Below are 17,225 nucleotides of genomic sequence, written 5' to 3'. Positions count from 1 at the left end.
AGCAGACCATGCGCGTCACCCGCAGCGCCGCCGCGGCGGCGGCCGGGACCCTGATCGCCCTGACCGGGACCGCCGCCTGCGGCCTGGGCGGCGGCGGCGAGACGTCGGTGGCCGACCAGCGGTCGCTGCGGATCGGGGTGAAGCAGGACCAGCCCGGCCTCGGGCTGCGCGGCCCGGACGGCGCCTACCGGGGCTTCGACGTCGACGTGGCCACCTATGTCGCGGGCCGACTCGGCGTGCCGCCGTCCCGGATCACCTTCATGACCACGCCGTCCTCGATCCGGGAGAAGGCGCTGGCCGACGGCACCGTCGACATGATCTTCGCGTCGTACTCGATCACCGCCAAGCGCAAGACCCAGGTCACCTTCGGCGGGCCCTACTACGTCCCGCACCAGGACACGATGGTCCGCGCCGCCGACGCCTCGATCGGCGCCGTGCGCGACCTCAAGGGCAAGCGGATCTGCGAGGTGACCGGGTCCAACTCCTGGCGGCGCGTCATCGAGGAGCGCAAGGTGGCCGCCGAGCCGGTCCGCGCGGAGACCTACGGGCAGTGCATGGACCTGCTGTCCGCCGGCAGGCTGGACGCGGTCTCCACCGACGACCTGATCCTGGCCGGCTTCGCCACCTCCGCAACGAAGATCATCAACGCCCCGTTCACGGACGAGAAGTACGGCGTGGGGCTCAGGAAGAACGACCTGAAGGGCTGTGAGGCCGTCAACCGGGCGCTCACCGAGATGTACCAGGACGGCAAGGCGCGGCAGTTGCTGGCCAAGTGGTTCGGGAAGTCGGGGCTCAAGCTCACCACCAGCGTCCCCCAGTTCGAGGGCTGCTCCTACACGCCCCCGGCGAAGGCGGTCCACGACTGACGGTGTCCACGACTGACGGTGTCCACGACTGACGGCGTCCGCGGAGTGCGCCCCGGCCGGGACGTGGCCGCGCGGCTAAGCGGTGTGGTCGGTGGGCAGGGCGCCGAGCGCCTCGCGGAGCGTGTCGTAGATCGGGATGAACTTGTCGACGCCGGTGATCCGGAAGACCCGCTCCACCCGCGGGGTGAGCGCGATCAGCGCGACCAGGGTGCCGCGCTCGGTCGCGCGCCGGTTGGCCATCACGATCGCGTTGAGCCCGGTGGAGTCGCAGAAGGTGACCTCGCGCATGTCGATGATCATGGGGCCGCCGGTGTCGAGGACGCCCCCCATGGCCTCCTCGAACCGCTCTCTGGACACCACGTCGAGTTCGCCCTGCACCCGGACCAGGGTGCAGCGTTCGTGATGCAGCAGATGAACGTCGAAGTCCATGGGTAGCCTCGCGCCTCGGGTTTGAGAGAGCCCCTCCGACCCTGTCAGGTGACTCCTCAGGATCGCGCACCGGTGCCCGCATTCCAAGCGCTTCCGGTGAAAAAAGACCAGGTCGCCGGGCTCTGTCATCGATCGTAACCCGGCCGCCCGGCGCGGCCCGGAGGCGCCCCGGCCCGAGGCCGGCGGGAGCCCGGCCCGAGCCCCGGCGGTGCCGCCCGAGCCCAGCGCCCCCGGCGGGACGCGCGGTACGACCAGCGTTCACCCGCCCGACACCCTGCGCAGTCCGTCCGCTCATCTCCGGCTGGTCGTCTGTCCCTGCTCTGAGAATCCATATAAGGGGAGGTCAGCCGGTGTCTACGGCTGGAAGGACGCGGCGTGTCGCCGCGATCACGCTCGCGGCGGGAGTCGCCGCGGGCGCGCTCGGAACCGGCATCGCCGGGGCCTCGAACGGAGACCGCACCAAGGACGTGCGCGCCGCGGTCAAAGGAGGCACGGTGCGCAACGTCATCCTGCTGATCGGCGACGGCATGGGCGACTCGGAGATCACCGCCGCCCGCAACTACGCCAAGGGCGCCGCCGGCCGCCTCAACCTGGACCGGCTCCCGCTGACCGGCGCGTACACGACGTACGCGCTCCAGAAGGACGACCCCAAGCTGCCCGACTACGTCACCGACTCCGCGGCGAGCGGCACGGGCTGGGCCACCGGGCACAAGTCGTACAACGGCGCGATCTCGGTGACGCCCGACGGCAGGCCCAAGAGCACGATCCTGGAACTGGCCAAGCGGGCCGGCTTCCGCACCGGTGACGTGACGACGGCCGAGCTGACCGACGCCACCCCGGGCGTGCTCGCCGCGCACGTGGTGGACCGCTCCTGCCAGGGCCCCGGCGACATGAAGGCGTGCCCGTCCAACGACAAGGCCAACGGCGGCGCGGGCTCGATCGCCGAGCAGCAGGTGCAGACCGGCGCCGACCTGTACTTCGGCGGCGGCAAGGCGCGCTTCGCGCAGACCGTCAAGTCCGGCAGGTTCAAGGGCAGGACGGTGATCGACCAGGCCAGGGCGGCCGGCTACAACGTCGTCACCGACGCCGCCGGGCTCAACGCGGCCCGGCCGTCCGGCAAGACGCTCGGCCTGTTCGCCGACGGGACGATGCAGCAGGAGCTGACCGGCCCGGCCGCCAAGGTCGGCGGGACCGCGCCGTCCAAGTGCACGCCGAACGACGCGTTCTCCGGCCCGCACCTGACCCAGATGGCGAGCAAGGCGATCAGCACGCTGGACGCCCAGACCAAGCGGGCCAAGCGCGGCTTCTTCCTCCAGATCGAGGGCGCCTCGATCGACAAGCGCGACCACGACGCCGACCCGTGCGGCCAGATCGGCGAGACCATCGAGTTCGACAACACCGTCAAGCTCGCCCAGGACTACGCGCGCAAGCACCCGGACACCCTGGTGGTGACCACCGCCGACCACGGCCACACCAGCCAGATCATCCCGCTGGAGGCCGAGAGCCCCGGCCAGACGGCGACGCTGATCACCGCCGACGGCGCGCAGATGAAGATGAACTACGCGACCAACCCGGCAGGGGCGTCGCAGGAGCACACCGGCACCCAGGTCCGCATCGCCGCCTCCGGCCCGCAGGCCGCGAACGTGGTGGGCGTGACCGACCAGACCGGGCTGTTCAGCACGGTCACCCGGGCCCTCGGCGTCCGCCGCTGACCCTTCCCGCCGGCCCCGTGTCCCGCGCCCCCGCCAGGGTCGCGGGACCTCGTGCCACGGCGGCGGGAAACCGCCGAAAAACCTACTCGGGAGAAACCTACTAATCAGTAAGAATGGCCGGGCGGACCCGTCCGCCGGCCCAATACCGGCGAAGTCCAGGACGTGGACACCGTCGTGGGATATGTCACCGACCGGCCTTGTGACCTGCACACAGGCCATTTCCGGCCCCCTCGGCGGGCGCCAAGAAGGGCGGTATGCGGGTCGGGATCGCCGCAGACGTTACAGTGGCGGTGCCGAATTCTGGAGGCTGGGTGTTCTATACGTTCATGACGCGCGTGGTGCGTCCGATCCTGTGGCTGCTTTTCCGCCCCAAGGTCGAAGGGGGAGAGAACGTCCCGCACTACGGGCCGTTGATCGTGGCCAGCAACCACCTGTCGTTCATCGACAGCTTCATCATCCCGCTGGCGATCCCGCGCCCGGTCACCTACATCGCCAAGGCCGACTACTTCGAGGGCGGCGGGCTGAAGAAGGGCTTCATCCGCTGGTTCTTCACCAACCTCGGGCACGTCCCGGTCAAGCGCGGCGCCCAGCGGGCCGCGATGGGCGCGCTGGAGCAGGCCGGCGACGTGCTGGACAACAGCGGCGCGTTCGCGATCTACCCCGAGGGCACCCGGTCCCCCGACGGCCGCCTCTACCGGGGTCGCACCGGCGTCGGCTGGCTGGTGCTGGCCTCCGGTGCCCGGGTCCTGCCGGTGGGCCTGGCGGGCACCGAGAAGATCCAGCCGATCGGCGCGTCCAGGCCGCGTATCTTCGGCCCGCGCCCCACCGTCCGGATCGGCCCGCCGATGGACTTCTCCCACTACGGCGATCTGCCCCCGGCCAAGGCCCGCCGCGCCATCACCGACGAGATCGTCGAGACCATCAACAAGTTGTCCGGCCAGGAGTACGCGGGCACCTACAACGACCGCGCCAACCACGCCGGCTGACTCCGCCGCCGCAGCAGCCCCGGCCCCCCGCAGACCCCCAACTTCACCCTGAGACCTTGTCCCGCTCGCGGGTGTCCGACCCGTCGCAGTCGCACTATCCGCATGGGCTTGCCCCAAGTGCGTGTCGTCTGCACGGACTTGTGGTGAGTGCGCCGTAGGGTCGCCGACATGGCCCACTGGCTCCTCCCGATCGCGACGCTCACGGCCGTGGCCGCTGCGGCCACCGCCTGCGGCGGGGGCGATGGCGACGGCGATACCGGACAGTCCCGTACCGGCGGCCGGGCGGCGTCCTCGGACGCCGGCTACACCGCCGACCAGCTCGAACAGGCGCTGCTCTTCGAGGTCCCCGGGTACCGGCGGGCGGCCGAGCCCGATTCCGGTGAGTACGGCACGCTCAAGGCGATCCAGAACTACGACCGGCTCCAGCGGCAGGTGAAGCTGGACAAGCCGCGCTGCGCCAACGGCGGGACGGGCGGCCCGAGCGCCCCGCTGATCGGCAGGGGGGTGCCGGCGGCGCTCGCCTCGTTCGCCAGGAAGGACGGGCAGACCGTCACCGAGACCCTGATGGCCCCGCCCGCCGGCACGGCGGCGAACCAGGTCAAGTCCCGGGTCCCCGCCGGCTGCCTGACGTTCCGGAGCCGGCTCGGCGAGCAGTGGGCCTCGCACCGGGTGGTCGAGTCGCCGCCCGGGAGGATCGGGGAGGGCTCCCGGACGGTCGGGGTGGCGACCACCGGCGCCGACTCCTACACCCGGACCTGGTACGTGGTCATGCAGGGCCGCCGCTTCCTGGCCACGGTCAGCGTGTTCGGCCCGAAGGCCACCCGCGCGGACGCCGAGGACCTGGCCCGGCGCTCTCTCGCGCAGGCGCAGCGCATCCTGCCCTGACCGCGTCCCGCCGACGTCCCGCCGACGTCCCGCGCCGTCCCGCGGCGCCCTTCGGTGTCCGTCCGCCATCGACACTCGCGGTGCGTCTCCCCCAACGGATAGCGTGCCCGTACACGGCGCGGACGCACCGCGCACCGGCGCGGCAGCCGCCGCCGGACCAGGTGAGCGAGCGGGAGTTCCTTTGATCGGCAGGGAGGGCCGGGTCACCGGCAGGATCGGCCCCGGGCTGGTCGGCGAGGTGATGATCCCGATCCGCGGCGGAGCCGAGGCGTTCTACGCCCATCCGGTCGACCCGCGGGAGGAGATCACGGTGGGGACGATCGTGGTCGTGGTCGAGTACCACCCGCCGCGCACGGTGTACGTGGCGCAGGCGCTTGGCTGACCGTTTCCTGTCAATATCCTCCTGATCTGGGCGAACCGTCGCGGTCCCCGCTGCGTCTATGTGGGAGCGTTGTCCGATATTTGAGCAGCGAAGCCGTCGCCGGACCGAGGAGGAGGTCGCATGCCCATAGCCGCAGTGGCGATCGCAGTCGTCGTCGCCATCATCGTGTTGATCGTGCTGTTCAAGATGGTCTGGCGGGTCGCCGAACCGAACGAGGCGTTGATCATTTCCGGGCTGGGGGCCAGGTCCAAGCCGATCGACGGGGTCGACAGCCTCGGCTTCAAGATCATCACCGGTAAGGGCACCTCGGTGCTGCCCGGATTCCAGGTCGCCCGCCGGCTCCGGCTCGACAGCCGGGGCGCCAACCTCGAGGTCAACTGCGTCACCCAGCAGGGCATCCCGGTGAAGGTCCGCGGTGTGGTGATCTACAAGGTCGGCGACGACTTCGTCTCCATCGCCAACGCCGCCCGCCGCTTCCTGGAGCAGCAGGGCTCGATGGACGGGGCGATCCACGAGCTGTTCACCGGGCACCTGCGCTCGATCATCGGCAACCTCACCGTCGAGGACCTGATCCTCAACCGCGAGCGGCTGACCAGCGAGACGCGCAGCTCCGCCGCCGACGAGATGAGCAAGCTCGGGCTGGTGGTCGACTCCCTCCAGATACAGGAGATCGACGACGAGACCGGCTACATCACCAACCTCGGCCGCCCGCACGCCGCCAAGGTCGCCGCCGCCGCCCGCATCGCCGAGGCCGAGCGCGACCAGGAGGCCACCCAGCGCGAGCAGGAGACGATGCGGCAGAACGCCGCGGTGATCCGGGAGACCGAGATCAAGAAGGCCGAGTACGAGGGCCAGGTCAGCCAGGCCGCGCAGCAGGCCCGGCAGGAGGTCATCCTCAAGGAGACCCGCAACGCCGAGCTGGAGGCCGAGCGCACCGAGAAGCGGCTGGAGAGCGAGATCCGCAAGCCCGCCGACGCGCGCGCGTACGAGCAGATCAAGCTGGCCGAGGCCGAGCGCGACGAGCGCATCTCCTACGCCCAGGCCGCCGCGACCGAGGTGCAGCTCAAGGCGCAGCGGGAGGCCGAGGCGACCCGGCTGATCGGTGAGGCGCAGGCCGACGCCACCCGCAAGAAGGGCATCGCCGAGGCCGACGCGATCAAGGCCCGTGCCGACGCGCTGGCGCAGAACACCGATGCGGTCATCGCCCAGCAGCTCGCCGAGCAGTGGCCGCAGATCGTCGAGGCCGGCGCGAAGGTCTTCGGCAACGTCGACAACATGGTCGTGCTCAACGGCGCCGACGGCGTCGAGGACATGCTCGCCAAGGCGCTCACGCTCGGCGGCACCGGCCTCGGGCTCGCCCGCAACCTGCTGTCCGGCATGAGCACCGGCACGGGCGGCCAGAACGGCCAGAACAGCCAGACCGGGCAGAACGGCGTCGTCCCGCAGCTCGACACCACCCCCACCGCCAAGGACGAGTGACCCCCCGAGCAGCCACCGCGACCCCGCCCAGGACGCCCGTACGGGCGTCCTGGGACGGGGTTTCGGACTTTCGGCCGGAGGCCGTCCTGGTCTCATCAGCGGGGCGCGCCCACTAAGTTCGTGGGCATGTCCGTGCCGCGGCTCGCCGTCACCGTCGATCTCGTCGTGCTCACCGTCCGTGAGCAGCGGCTGTGCGCGCTGACGTGGCGCCGCGACCGTCCCCCCTACGACGACGCCTGGTCGCTGCCCGGCGGCTTCATCCAGCTCGACGAGGACCTGCCCGCCGCCGCGTCCCGCCTGATGGCCGACCGCGCGGGCCTCGCCGACGTGCGCATCCACCTGGAGCAGCTCGCCACCTACGGCTACCCCGACCGCGACCCGCGGCAGCGCGTGGTCAGCGTCGCCTACCTGGGCCTGGCCCCCGACCTGCCCGCCTCCAGCCGCGCGCAGGTGCTGTGGACGGCGGTCGACGAGCTGACCCACCGCGACCGCGCCGCGTTCGACCACCGCCGCATCCTCTGCGACGGGATGGAGCGGGCCCGCGCCAAGCTGGAGTACACCTCGCTCGCCGCCGCGTTCTGCCCGCCCGAGTTCACCGTGGCCGAGCTGCGCCGGGTCTACGAGATCGTGTGGGGCACCGGGCTCGACCCGCGGAACTTCCACCGGAAGGTCACCGGCGCCGACCGGTTCCTGATCCCGACGGGCCACTCCACGACCCGCGACGGCGGCCGTCCGGCCCGGCTGTACATGCGCGGCGACGCCGAGCAGCTCCGGCCGCCGATGCTCCGCCCCCGGCCCGGCCAGCCGCTCTCTTAGGCCGTGTTTCCAACGCCCGGCCCGGCGTCCTCGCCTAGGGCTCGGACGCCGACCGTGCTTGGGCGAGCGCGACATCGCTTCGCGATCTGGCGGGTGGGGCTCGCCTCCGGCTTTGCCCCACCGGCCAGGTAACGCGCTCGCGCTACGGCTGAGGCGCGTTGAAACCGGCCCTAGACCGTCCGGTCAGGGGGTTCCGGCCGCAGGCGGGGTGGTCGGTGGCGCACGCATCGCGCGGGAATTGCTAGCTTTTAATCCCATGGATGGCGAATTGTCCGAAGAGCTGGGGCTCCTCGTCCGGGACATCGGGGACGCCGGCATGGCGGAGATGTCCGCCTCCCCCGGCCTGGCCGCCGCGGTCGACCAGCACGTGTCCGCCGTGCGGGAGCAGGTGGGCACCCCGGGGCCGGACGAGCTGATGGGATACCTGCACACCTTCGCCGAGGACGCCTTCCGGCGGGGCTGGTGGCCCGAGAGCACCTCCGACTGGGAGTTCGTCCGGATCGTCGCGGTGTGCTGGATGCTGCGCGGGCCGGGCGAGAGCTGAGCACCCGCCCCTTTAGGCTGGGGATCACCACCCCGTTCAACCTGGAGGACCACGGTGCCTGAGGCAACCACTCCGCGCTTCCGCTCCGTCCTCGACCGGTTCGCGGCCTACCAGCCGGGCAAGGCCGTGGTGTCGCCCGAGGGACGCTCCTACAAGCTGTCGTCCAACGAGTCGCCGCACGGTCCGCTGCCCTCGGTGCTGGAGGCGATCGCCGAGGCGGCCCGCGACGTCAACCGCTACCCCGACAACAGCGCCGCCGCCCTCACCGAGGCGATCAGCGCCGAGTACGGCGTGCCCGCGAGCCACGTCGCGCTCGGCTGCGGCTCGGTCGGGGTCACCCAGATGCTGCTCTCGGCCGTCGCCGAGCCCGGCGCCGAGGTGCTGTACGCGTGGCGCTCGTTCGAGGCCTACCCGCTGCTGGTGGCGCTGTCGGGCGCCACGGGCGTCCAGGTCCCGCTGCGCGACGAGACGCACGACCTCGAGGCGATGGCCGACGCCATCACCGAGCACACCCGGCTGATCCTGGTCTGCAACCCCAACAACCCGACCGGCACCGCCGTCGGCCGCGCCCGGCTGGAGGCCTTCCTCGACCGGGTCCCCGACGACTGCCTGGTCGTGCTGGACGAGGCGTACCGCGAGTACGTCCAGGACCCGGACGTGCCCGACGGGCTCGAGCTCTACGGCGACCGGCCCAACCTGGCCGTCCTGCGCACCTTCTCCAAGGCGTACGGCCTGGCCGGGCTCCGGATCGGCTTCCTGGTGGCGCACCCCGAGGTGGCCGGCGCGATCCGCAAGACGTTCCTGCCGTTCTGCGTCAACTCCGTGGCCCAGGCCGCGGGCATCGCCTCGCTGGCCGCGGCCGGCGAGCTGGCGGAGCGCGTCGAGGGCACCGTGAAGGAGCGTGAGCGCGTCCACAACGCGCTGGTGGCCGACGGCTGGACCCTGCCCCCCAGCGAGGGCAACTTCGTCTGGCTGCGGCTCGGAGAACGCACCCTGGAGTTCTCCGAGGCGTGCAATGCGCGGGGCGTCAGCGTCCGTCCCTTCGCCGGCGAGGGGGCGCGCGTGTCGATCGGCTCGGCGGAGGAGAACGAGGCGTTCCTCGCGGTCGCCCGCGCCCTCCCGTACCGCAACTGACGGGCCGCCGTCCCGGCCCGGCTGCGTGATCACGCAGTGGGGCGCGCCGTCCCCGTACGGAACGCCCACTGCATGATCACGTGTGCCGGGGTCAGGTGCCCGTCTTCGGCCCCAGCTTCTCGACGATCAGCCGGTAGAGCTGCCGCGGCCGGCCCGGTTGCGGGGTCCGGTTGGGCGGCAGGGGCCAGGCGAGTCCCTCCTCCACGAGGGTGCGCAGCAGCCGCCGGGCGGTGCGCGGGGTCACGCCGAGCATCTTCCCGGCGTTCTCCGCGTCGACGATCAGCGGCTGCTCCTGGTCGCCGAGCTTGTCGGCGAGCCGGGCGAGGATCTCCAGGCCCTTCGGCTTGGCCTGCGGCTGCGCGCGCGGGGGCGTGCGCGGCGCGGGCACCAGGGCCCGGCCGTCCCGGTCGAGCGCGAAGCCCTGCGCGCGCTGCGAGCTCTGCGAGCGGGCCAGTGCGGCGCGGGCGTGGTTCTCGGCCTCGTGCGCGGTGCGGCCCATCCCGATGCCGACCTCGATGGCCAGCCCGAGCTCCTCGCGGACCCGCTCCACGAACGGCGGGGTGCGGAACCCCTCGGTGGAGGCGGTGACCGAGCCCCGGGTGGCGATGACCAGGTAGCTGTGGTCGTCCAGCGGCCACACCGAGGCGTTCATCCGGTGCGCCTCCTGGAGCAGCACCCGGTGCAGCGCCAGCTTGAGCTCGTCGCGCCAGTACCGCGGGGTGACGCGGCGCGGGGTCTCGCGCAGCGTCGGCACGTCGACCAGCACCACCACGAGCTGTGACTCCTCGAGACGGTGATGGGCGCCGAGCAGCGCCGCGGTCTGCAACGAGCTGCGGATGGCCGCGCCGGTCGGGCGGACCCGGATGGTCGGCACGCCGGCCATCTCCATCCGCTCGGCGGTGGCGTGCACGCAGGTCATCGCGACCGTCGTCGCGCCGCGCCGCCACAATCGCTCGTGGAAGGCGGCCAGCGTGCCCGGCCCGGCCGCCTCCTCGCGCAGGTGCACCTGCTCGGTGCCGAGGCTGATCTCGGAGTACGCCTCCTCGACCTCGGCCCGTCCGAGCACGTCGATGCTCACCCTGGACGGGTCGAAGCGCTCGTCCAGAGCCGCCCGGAGTAACGCGCCCTGGAGCGCGGCCCCGTTCAGCGGCACATAGGTCGCCGGCATGGTCAGAACGCCCGCCTTGCGGGCGAAGTCGTACGGCACCGGGCTGGCGAACAGGCACACGTCCACGCCCGATCCCAGCCGCACGACCTTGTCGGCCGCCTCCTGTTCGTCTCGATATGCGGCGGCCACCAGCCGGCTCGGCACCGGCGTGGGGCCGTGGCCCATCAGCATGACCCGCTCCACCAGGTCATGCGGGCCCACGACACCGATCGTGAGGTCGGGTGTCACCGCTCCCGTCCGCGCGGCCGTCATCGGCGACCGCTCGTTTCCGGCCCAGACTCTTGGCGGGGGTCCTGCCCCGCCCATGCGTTCGCGCACGCTCCGCCCAACGGTTGACTCATGGCTTGTCGCCCCTGCCTTCTGACCCAGCACCGCAGTTCCCGTGCGATTCGTTCCTCAGTGGGCAGATCGGGTCAGGGCGACGAGGTGTGACGCCCAGACGCGAAATCGAATCAAGAGTGCGGCGAAAAAGTAACCTACGGGACCCCTTGGTCAGTAATTTGTCACCAATCGGCCAGTCTTGATCCTGCATCTTGGGTCGTCCGAAGTCGAAAAACAAGACCCGAAAACAACGCAAGGGGCCTCTCCTGGCGCCGATGCGCACTGGAGAGACCCCTGCGGTGTCCGATTGGTTTACGCCTTGGCCGAAAGCCGCCCGTCCCGACTCCCGGTCCGCCGGAAAGACGAGTGATCCGCTTGCGCGGCCCTGACTTCCCCTGACCCGGTGAATTTTTACCGAGTCAGAACGGCCGGATTCGGACGGTCGTCAGCCGATCACGGGCAGGCCCTCAGTCGGCCTCGCGGACGATGTCGGCGCCGAGCCGGGACAGCCGCTCGGCGGTGTGCGCGTGCCCGCGGTCGAGGTAGTAGGCGGAGGTGATGGTGGTCTCGCCCTCGGCGGCGAGCCCGGCCAGCACCAGCGCGCTGCCGCAGCGCAGGTCGTGCGCCTCGACCACGGCGCCGCGCAGCCGGTTCGGCCCGTTCACCTTGGCGCGGTTGCCGTCGACGTCGATGTCGGCGCCCATCTTGCCGAGCTCGTCGGCGAGCTTGAACCGCCCGTCGAAGATCCGCTCGTAGATGTAGGACGGCCCGTCGGCCAGGCAGGACAGCGCCATGATCGGCGACTGGAGGTCGGTGGCGAAGCCCGGGTACTCGTCGGTGATCACGTTGATCGGGCGGAGCGCCCGGTCGCGCCGCACCTGGAGCACCGCGCCCTGCTGGTGGAACTCCAGCCCCATCTGCTCGAGCTTGTCGGCGGCCACGCCGAGGTGCTCCAGGGTGGCGCCGACGAGGTTGAGGTCGCCGCCGGTGATCGCGGCGGCCATCACGAACACGCCCGCGTCGATCCGGTCGGGCATCACGGTGTGCTCGACCGCGGTGAGCTCCTTGACGCCCTCGACGGTGACGAACCCGGTGCCGCCGCCGCTGATCCGGGCGCCCATCGCCTGGAGGAAGGCGATGTTGTCCAGCACCTCGGGCTCGAGCGCCGCGTTCTTGATCAGCGTGGTGCCGTGCGCCATCGCGGCGGCCATGATCAGGTTCTCGGTGCCGGTGTGCGAAGGGGTGTCGCAGTAGAGCGTGCCGCCGCGCAGGTTGCCGGCCTTGATGTGGATGATGCCGTCGCCGTTGTCGGCCACCTGCTCGGTGACCGTGGCGCCCATCCGCTTGAAGCCGTTGTAGTGGAAGTCGAGGTTGCGGCTGCCGAGGTTGCAGCCGCCGACGCCCTCGATGACCGCCTCGCCGAGCCGGTGCAGCAGCGCCGGCACGAACAGGAACGAGCCTCGGAACCGGGCGGCGATGTCGGCCGGCAGCACCGGGCTGTTTAGCGTGGACGCGTCGATGACCAGCGTGCGCTCGTTCTCGTGCAGCTCGGCCTTGGCCCCGATGGCCTGGGCGAGCTCGACCGCCCGCCGGACGTCCTCGATGATCGGGACGTTGCGCAGGACGGTGCGGCCCTTGGCCGCCATCAGCGAGGCGCCGATCATCGGCAGGACCGCGTTCTTGGCGCCCTGGATGAATACGGTGCCGTGCAGTCGCCGGCCTCCGCGCACGCGGTAGCGAACCTCGTGGCCCATGCTCATGCCGCCTTACTCCTTAGCTGCGGGTATACGGTGCGTACCGGATCAAGTGGGGCTGCCTGGTCCGCCCGTTCGACCGGAACGGCGGATCACGAGGGCGGATCACGAGGGCTGAGCGCGCCGAACGGTGTCCCCCTAGGCGCCGACGTGATCCCAGTAAACCACCGAGGCGGGAGTGTGGTGTCCGGCGCGCGGGCCGTGGCGCGCCTCCGGATCGCCCGGTCCGGACGGGCCGGGGGCCATTTCCGACATAGGGCCAGGCGGTGGGGTCTAGGGTGATCGACCATGGACGAATCGCCCGGCTGGGAGGCCATCGACGCGGCGCTCCGGCGCATCTACGGCGACCAGGAGCCGGCGCACTACGGCACGCTGCTCAGGTGGTCGCTCGGCGGCCCGGACCCGCTGGACGGCATCAGCGCCTACCCGCGCACCGAGCCGGTGCCGCACTGGCACTTCGTCTCCTACGGCATGACCGAGCTGTACAGCAAGGAGTCCGACGACCTCCAGGAGTCGGGCTGGGGCTTCGAGTTCACGTTCCGGCTGGTCCGCGACCCCGCCGAGACGACGCCCCCGGCCTGGGCGCTGAGCTTCCTCCAGAACCTGGCCCGGTACGTCTACAACTCCGGCAACTGGTTCGAGCCCGGCCACCACATGAACGTGAACGGGCCGATCGCCTCCGAGCGGGACGACTCCGAGATCCGCGCCATCGGCTTCGTCCCCGACCCCGAGCTCGGCGGGATCTCCACCCCGCACGGACGGGTCGAGTTCCTCCAGATCGTCGGGCTGGCCGCCGAGGAGTACGAGGCGCTGCAACGGTGGAACGCGGTCGCCCTGATGGAGCTGCTGGCCCCCCGGATGCCGCTCTACACCACCGACCTCGACCGGCGTTCGCTGCTCGGCGACCCCCAGGTGGCCGCCGCCGTCCAGGCGGGCATCGAGCGCGACGGCTCCACCAGCGGCACGCTGTACGTCAACAAGGCCCACTGGGAGCGGGACGGCGCGACCACGACCCTCCGGATCGGTGCCCTCCAGGCCGCCTCGGTCGGCCAGACGCTGCGCGGGCGGCTGCCGTTCGGCCGTGCCCTGGTCCTCCAGACCGACGACACCAGGCTCCGCTTCCACCCGTCCGACGCCCCGGTCATCGAGCAGCCGGACGCGGCGGCGCTGTCGGTCGGCGTTCCGGCCGAAGCGCTCGACGAGCTGGTCGCCGCGCTGGTCCCGCGGGCCTCGGTCACGCCGCTCGCCGCGATGCCCGGCGTGGTCGTCGAGATCGTGCCGACCGCCATGCTCGACCGCTACGGCGAGGAGACCGGCGAGGTCGTCGGCTGATCGGGCCCGTCCGCCGGTTCCAGGACCTCCACCGGGTCGCCGACGGTGAGGACGCCCGGCTCGCGGACGACCGCGTTCTGGCCGAACGCGATGCCGCGCCGGACGCCGCGGTAGGTGGCCAGGGTGCGCAGCGGCTCGCGGCCCCGCTCGCCGGTGGCCTGGTCGGTCGTGATGATCACGCAGCGGGTGCACGGTTTGACCAGCTCGACCACCGCCGGCCCGACCCGCAGCAGCCGCGCCGCGTCCTCGCCGAACGCGCCGAGCCCCTCGACGACGAGGCTGGGCCGGAACCGGTCCATCGGCAGCGGCGTGTCCAGCCGCCCGTTGAGGTCGTCCAGGGACTCGGCGGAGAGCACCAGCAGCGGGTAGCCGTCGGCGAACATCACCTCGCCGCCGCCGCGCGAGGTCGGCCGGTGCCCGGTGAAGCGCACCAGCCGGCACTCGGCGCCGAGCAGCGCCGCGAACCAGCGGGCGGCGGCGTCGCCCTGGTCGACGCCCTGGCAGGACGTCCTCTGGACGGTCACGTCGAGCACCGGACCGTCGTCCACCGGCTTGTGGACGAGCGTGGCGGCGCCCGGCGCGGCGACGGTGAGGACCACGCCGTCGTACACCGGGCGCAGCAGCGCCATCCGGGGGTGGTCGCGCTGGGACAGGAAACGTCCCTCAGGGGCGACGAGCATGAACTCGCGGTCGTGCCGCAGCCCGCTGAAGGCCAGCTCGGCGGTGTGCAGCGCGGTGCCGCCCCCGCTCTTGAGCGGGTAGGCGTTCAGCTCGGTCAGCCTCGCGGCCAACGGACCCTCCCGGCGGTCAGGTGAGTGAGGCCAGCCGGACGAACATCGAGTCGAGCCGCTCGACGAACCGCTCGGGCCGGCACACCTCGTCGAGCCGCGCCTCGTCGAGCGCCAGCCCCGCCTCGGCCGCGTGCGTGCGCAGCGTCTCGCGGAAGGGGACGCCGGTCTCCCAGGTCGCCATCGCGGCCTTCTGGATCAGCGGGTACGCCTCGTCGTCGCGGGACATCCCGCCCTCGACCAGCTCCAGCAGCACGGTGGAGGTGTAGATCAGCCCGCCGGTCGACTCCAGGTTGGCGAGCATCCGGTCGCCGTCCACGACCAGCCCGGACATCAGCCGGTCGGTCAGGCTCAGCATGTAGTCGAGCGCGATCGAGGCGTCCGGCAGCGCGATCCGCTCGGTCGAGGAGTGCGAGATGTCGCGCTCGTGCCAGAGCGGGATGCCCTCCATCACCGGGACGATCTGCGCCCGCACGATCCGCGCCATCCCGGCCAGCCGCTCGGAGATGATCGGGTTCTTCTTGTGCGGCATCGCCGACGAGCCCTTCTGGCCCTTGCCGAACGGCTCCCACAGCTCGCGCACCTCGGTGCGCTGCCCGTGCCGGACCTCCAGCGCGATCGCCTCGCACACCGTGGCCATGATCGCCAGGCTGGATGCCCACTCGCTGATCCCGTCGCGCAGCACCACCTGCGTGGACACCTCGGCGCACTCCAGCCCGAGCCGGCGCGCGACGTGCCGCTCGATCTCGGGGTCGATGTTGGAGTAGGTGCCGACCGCGCCGGAGATCGCCATCACGCCGACCGCCTCGCGGGCCCGCCGCAGCCGGTCGCGGGACCGGGCCATGGCGAACGCGAAGTCGGCCACCCGGTGCCCCCACACGTCGGGCTCGCCGTGGATGCCGTGGGTGCGGCCGACGCGCAGGGTGGCGCGGTGCTCGTCGGCGTGGTCGCGCAGCGTCCCGACCAGCGTGTCGGCCTTGGCCAGCAGCAGGTCGGTCGCCTCGACCAGCTGGAGCGCCAGGGCGGTGTCGAGCAGGTCGGACGAGGTCATGCCGAAGTGCACGAACCGGGCCGCCTCGCGCGGCTCGGTGTTGTCGGCCCAGGCCGACAGGAACGCGATCACGTCGTGCTGGGTGACCGCCTCGATCTCGTGCACGGCCTCCGGGGTCGGCGGCGGGGCCTTGCGCACCGGCTCCACCACCTCCGCCGGGATCGTGCCGGCCTCGGCGTGGGCTTCGACCACGAGGGTCTCCACCTGGCACCACAGCTCGTACTTGTGCGCGTCACTCCAGACGCGGCCCATCTCCGGAAGGGTGTAGCGCTCAATCACACCGCTGATTGTCCCAGGTCGCGCCCGTTGACGCGTCGGCGACCCGGGTACTGCCTAGAGCGCGATGTCGGAACGGTGGTGCGAGCCGCGCAGGGTGATGTGCGCGACGGCCTCGTAGGCAGCGGCGCGGGCGGTCGCGAGGTCGGGCCCGCCGCCGACGACGCTGAGCACCCGGCCGCCGTTCGCCACCGGCCGGCCATCGGCGTCCAGGGCCGTGCCGGCGTGCAGCACGTACGCTCCGGGGACCTGAGCCGCCTCGTCGAGCCCGCCGATCGCGTCGCCCTTCACCGGTGCGGCCGGGTAGCCCTCCGCGGCGACCACGACCGTCACGGCCGCGCCCGGGTGCCACTCGGGCCGGAAGGCCGGGTCGAGCCCGCCGATCGCGCACGCCTGGAGCAGCCCGGCGAGCGGGGTGGCGAGGCGGTCGAGGACGACCTGGGTCTCGGGGTCGCCGAACCGGGCGTTGAACTCCACCACGCGGACGCCCTTGGACGTCAGGGCGAGCCCGGCGTACAGGACCCCCACGTACGGGGTGCCGCGGCGGCGCAGCTCGTCGAGGGTGGGCTGGACGACGGTCGCCATCACCTCGTCGACGAGGCCGTCCGGCGCCCACGGCAGCGGCGTGTAGGCGCCCATCCCGCCGGTGTTGGGGCCCGCGTCGCCGTCGTGGGCGCGCTTGAAGTCCTGGGCGGGCAGCAGCGGGATCGCGTGCACCCCGTCGCAGAGCGCGAACAGGGAGACCTCGGGGCCGTCCAGGAACTCCTCGATGACCACTCGGTCACATTCGGCTGCGTGCGCGGCGGCGGCGTCCCGGTCGCCCGTGACCACCACGCCCTTGCCGGCCGCGAGCCCGTCGTCCTTCACCACGTACGGGGGGCCGAACTCGGCCAGCGCCGCGCCGGCCTCGGCGGCGGAGTCGCAGACCCGGGCGGCGGCGGTCGGCACCCCGGCCGCCGCCATGATCTCCTTGGCGAACGCCTTGGAGCCCTCGATCCGGGCGGCGTCCCGGTCGGGGCCGAAGCAGGGGATCCCGGCCGTGCGCAGCGCGTCGCCGACCCCCGCGACCAGCACCGCCTCCGGGCCGACCACGACCAGCTCGATCGCGAGCCGCTCGGCCAGCTCGGTCACCGCGACCGGATCGGTCGGATCGAGCTGGTGGTTGTCGGCGATCCCCGCGGTGCCGGGATTGCCCGGCGCGCAGTGCAGGGCGGTGACGGCGGGGTCGCGATGCAGGGCGCGGGCGAGCGCATGCTCGCGGCCGCCCGAGCCAAGGAGGAGTACTCGCACGTCGAGCGAGCT

16 protein-coding genes are annotated in these 17,225 nt (G+C 72.0%); 10 read left to right on the top strand and 6 right to left on the bottom strand.

The annotated features are described in order from the left end of the window. The first annotated feature begins 8 nt into the window (after nt 1-8). Nucleotides 9-866 (top strand): glutamate ABC transporter substrate-binding protein, encoded by an 858-nt coding sequence (locus tag OHA34_RS22645; RefSeq protein WP_285939670.1) that lies wholly within the window; start codon nt 9-11, stop codon nt 864-866. Between the two features lie 75 nt (nt 867-941). Here OHA34_RS22645 and OHA34_RS22640 read toward each other — a convergent pair whose 3' ends face one another. Beyond that, entirely contained in the window at nt 942-1,295 is a 354-nt protein-coding gene (locus OHA34_RS22640) for an STAS domain-containing protein (RefSeq protein WP_285939671.1), read from the bottom strand. Nucleotides 1,296-1,645: 350 nt separating this feature from the next. On the opposite strand from OHA34_RS22640, the gene OHA34_RS22635 reads away from it, so the two are divergent. The 8 genes from OHA34_RS22635 (at nt 1,646) to hisC (ending at nt 9,233) form a co-directional block, all read left to right on the top strand. Next, nucleotides 1,646-3,007 carry an alkaline phosphatase gene (locus OHA34_RS22635; RefSeq protein ID WP_329518831.1) on the top strand — a complete coding sequence of 454 codons (1,362 nt, stop codon included), beginning with the start codon at nt 1,646-1,648 and terminating at the stop codon, nt 3,005-3,007. 311 nt (nt 3,008-3,318) lie between these two features. Continuing rightward, entirely contained in the window at nt 3,319-3,993 is a 675-nt protein-coding gene (locus OHA34_RS22630) for a lysophospholipid acyltransferase family protein (RefSeq protein WP_432763054.1), read from the top strand. A gap of 168 nt (nt 3,994-4,161) precedes the next feature. After that, nucleotides 4,162-4,878: a hypothetical protein gene (locus tag OHA34_RS22625; RefSeq protein WP_329518830.1), complete on the top strand. Its 717-nt coding sequence runs from the start codon at nt 4,162-4,164 to the stop codon at nt 4,876-4,878. Nucleotides 4,879-5,059: 181 nt separating this feature from the next. After that, nucleotides 5,060-5,260 carry a hypothetical protein gene (locus OHA34_RS22620; protein WP_285939676.1) on the top strand — a complete coding sequence of 67 codons (201 nt, stop codon included), beginning with the start codon at nt 5,060-5,062 and terminating at the stop codon, nt 5,258-5,260. A gap of 120 nt (nt 5,261-5,380) precedes the next feature. Then, a complete protein-coding gene (locus tag OHA34_RS22615; RefSeq protein WP_285939678.1) occupies nt 5,381-6,739 on the top strand; it encodes an SPFH domain-containing protein in 1,359 nt (452 codons plus the stop codon). 126 nt (nt 6,740-6,865) lie between these two features. Beyond that, complete coding sequence (locus OHA34_RS22610; protein WP_285939679.1) at nt 6,866-7,555, top strand: NUDIX hydrolase; 690 nt, start codon at nt 6,866-6,868, stop codon at nt 7,553-7,555. 256 nt (nt 7,556-7,811) lie between these two features. After that, nucleotides 7,812-8,099, top strand: a complete 288-nt coding sequence (locus tag OHA34_RS22605) for a DUF6401 family natural product biosynthesis protein (protein WP_329518829.1) — start codon at nt 7,812-7,814, stop codon at nt 8,097-8,099. A 54-nt stretch (nt 8,100-8,153) separates the two neighbouring features. Further along, on the top strand, nt 8,154-9,233 hold the full coding sequence (gene hisC / locus OHA34_RS22600; protein ID WP_329518828.1) for a histidinol-phosphate transaminase: 1,080 nt from the start codon (nt 8,154-8,156) through the stop codon (nt 9,231-9,233). 91 nt (nt 9,234-9,324) lie between these two features. Here hisC and OHA34_RS22595 read toward each other — a convergent pair whose 3' ends face one another. Then, the gene (locus OHA34_RS22595; RefSeq protein WP_432763055.1) at nt 9,325-10,587 is read right to left on the bottom strand and encodes a transcriptional regulator; all 1,263 of its coding nucleotides are present in this window, start codon (nt 10,585-10,587) and stop codon (nt 9,325-9,327) included. 602 nt (nt 10,588-11,189) lie between these two features. After that, on the bottom strand, nt 11,190-12,476 hold the full coding sequence (gene murA, locus OHA34_RS22590; protein WP_285940096.1) for a UDP-N-acetylglucosamine 1-carboxyvinyltransferase: 1,287 nt from the start codon (nt 12,474-12,476) through the stop codon (nt 11,190-11,192). A gap of 288 nt (nt 12,477-12,764) precedes the next feature. Between murA and OHA34_RS22585 the strand changes: the two genes are divergently transcribed. Beyond that, complete coding sequence (locus OHA34_RS22585; protein WP_329518827.1) at nt 12,765-13,808, top strand: suppressor of fused domain protein; 1,044 nt, start codon at nt 12,765-12,767, stop codon at nt 13,806-13,808. Here OHA34_RS22585 and OHA34_RS22580 read toward each other — a convergent pair. The 3 genes from OHA34_RS22580 to purD are packed head-to-tail and all read right to left on the bottom strand — an operon-like array spanning nt 13,775 to nt 17,213. Continuing rightward, complete coding sequence (locus OHA34_RS22580; protein WP_329518826.1) at nt 13,775-14,599, bottom strand: MOSC domain-containing protein; 825 nt, start codon at nt 14,597-14,599, stop codon at nt 13,775-13,777. The genes OHA34_RS22585 and OHA34_RS22580 overlap by 34 nt on opposite strands. Before the next feature lie 16 nt (nt 14,600-14,615). Further along, entirely contained in the window at nt 14,616-15,926 is a 1,311-nt protein-coding gene (gene purB / locus OHA34_RS22575; RefSeq protein ID WP_285939688.1) for an adenylosuccinate lyase, read from the bottom strand. Between the two features lie 54 nt (nt 15,927-15,980). Further along, nucleotides 15,981-17,213, bottom strand: a complete 1,233-nt coding sequence (purD, locus tag OHA34_RS22570; protein ID WP_329518825.1) for a phosphoribosylamine--glycine ligase — start codon at nt 17,211-17,213, stop codon at nt 15,981-15,983. Nucleotides 17,214-17,225 lie beyond the last annotated feature (12 nt).

Source organism: Spirillospora sp. NBC_01491 (assembly GCF_036227065.1).
Lineage (GTDB): Bacteria > Actinomycetota > Actinomycetes > Streptosporangiales > Streptosporangiaceae > Spirillospora > Spirillospora xylanilytica.
This window is presented reverse-complemented; position numbering and strand designations above follow the sequence as displayed.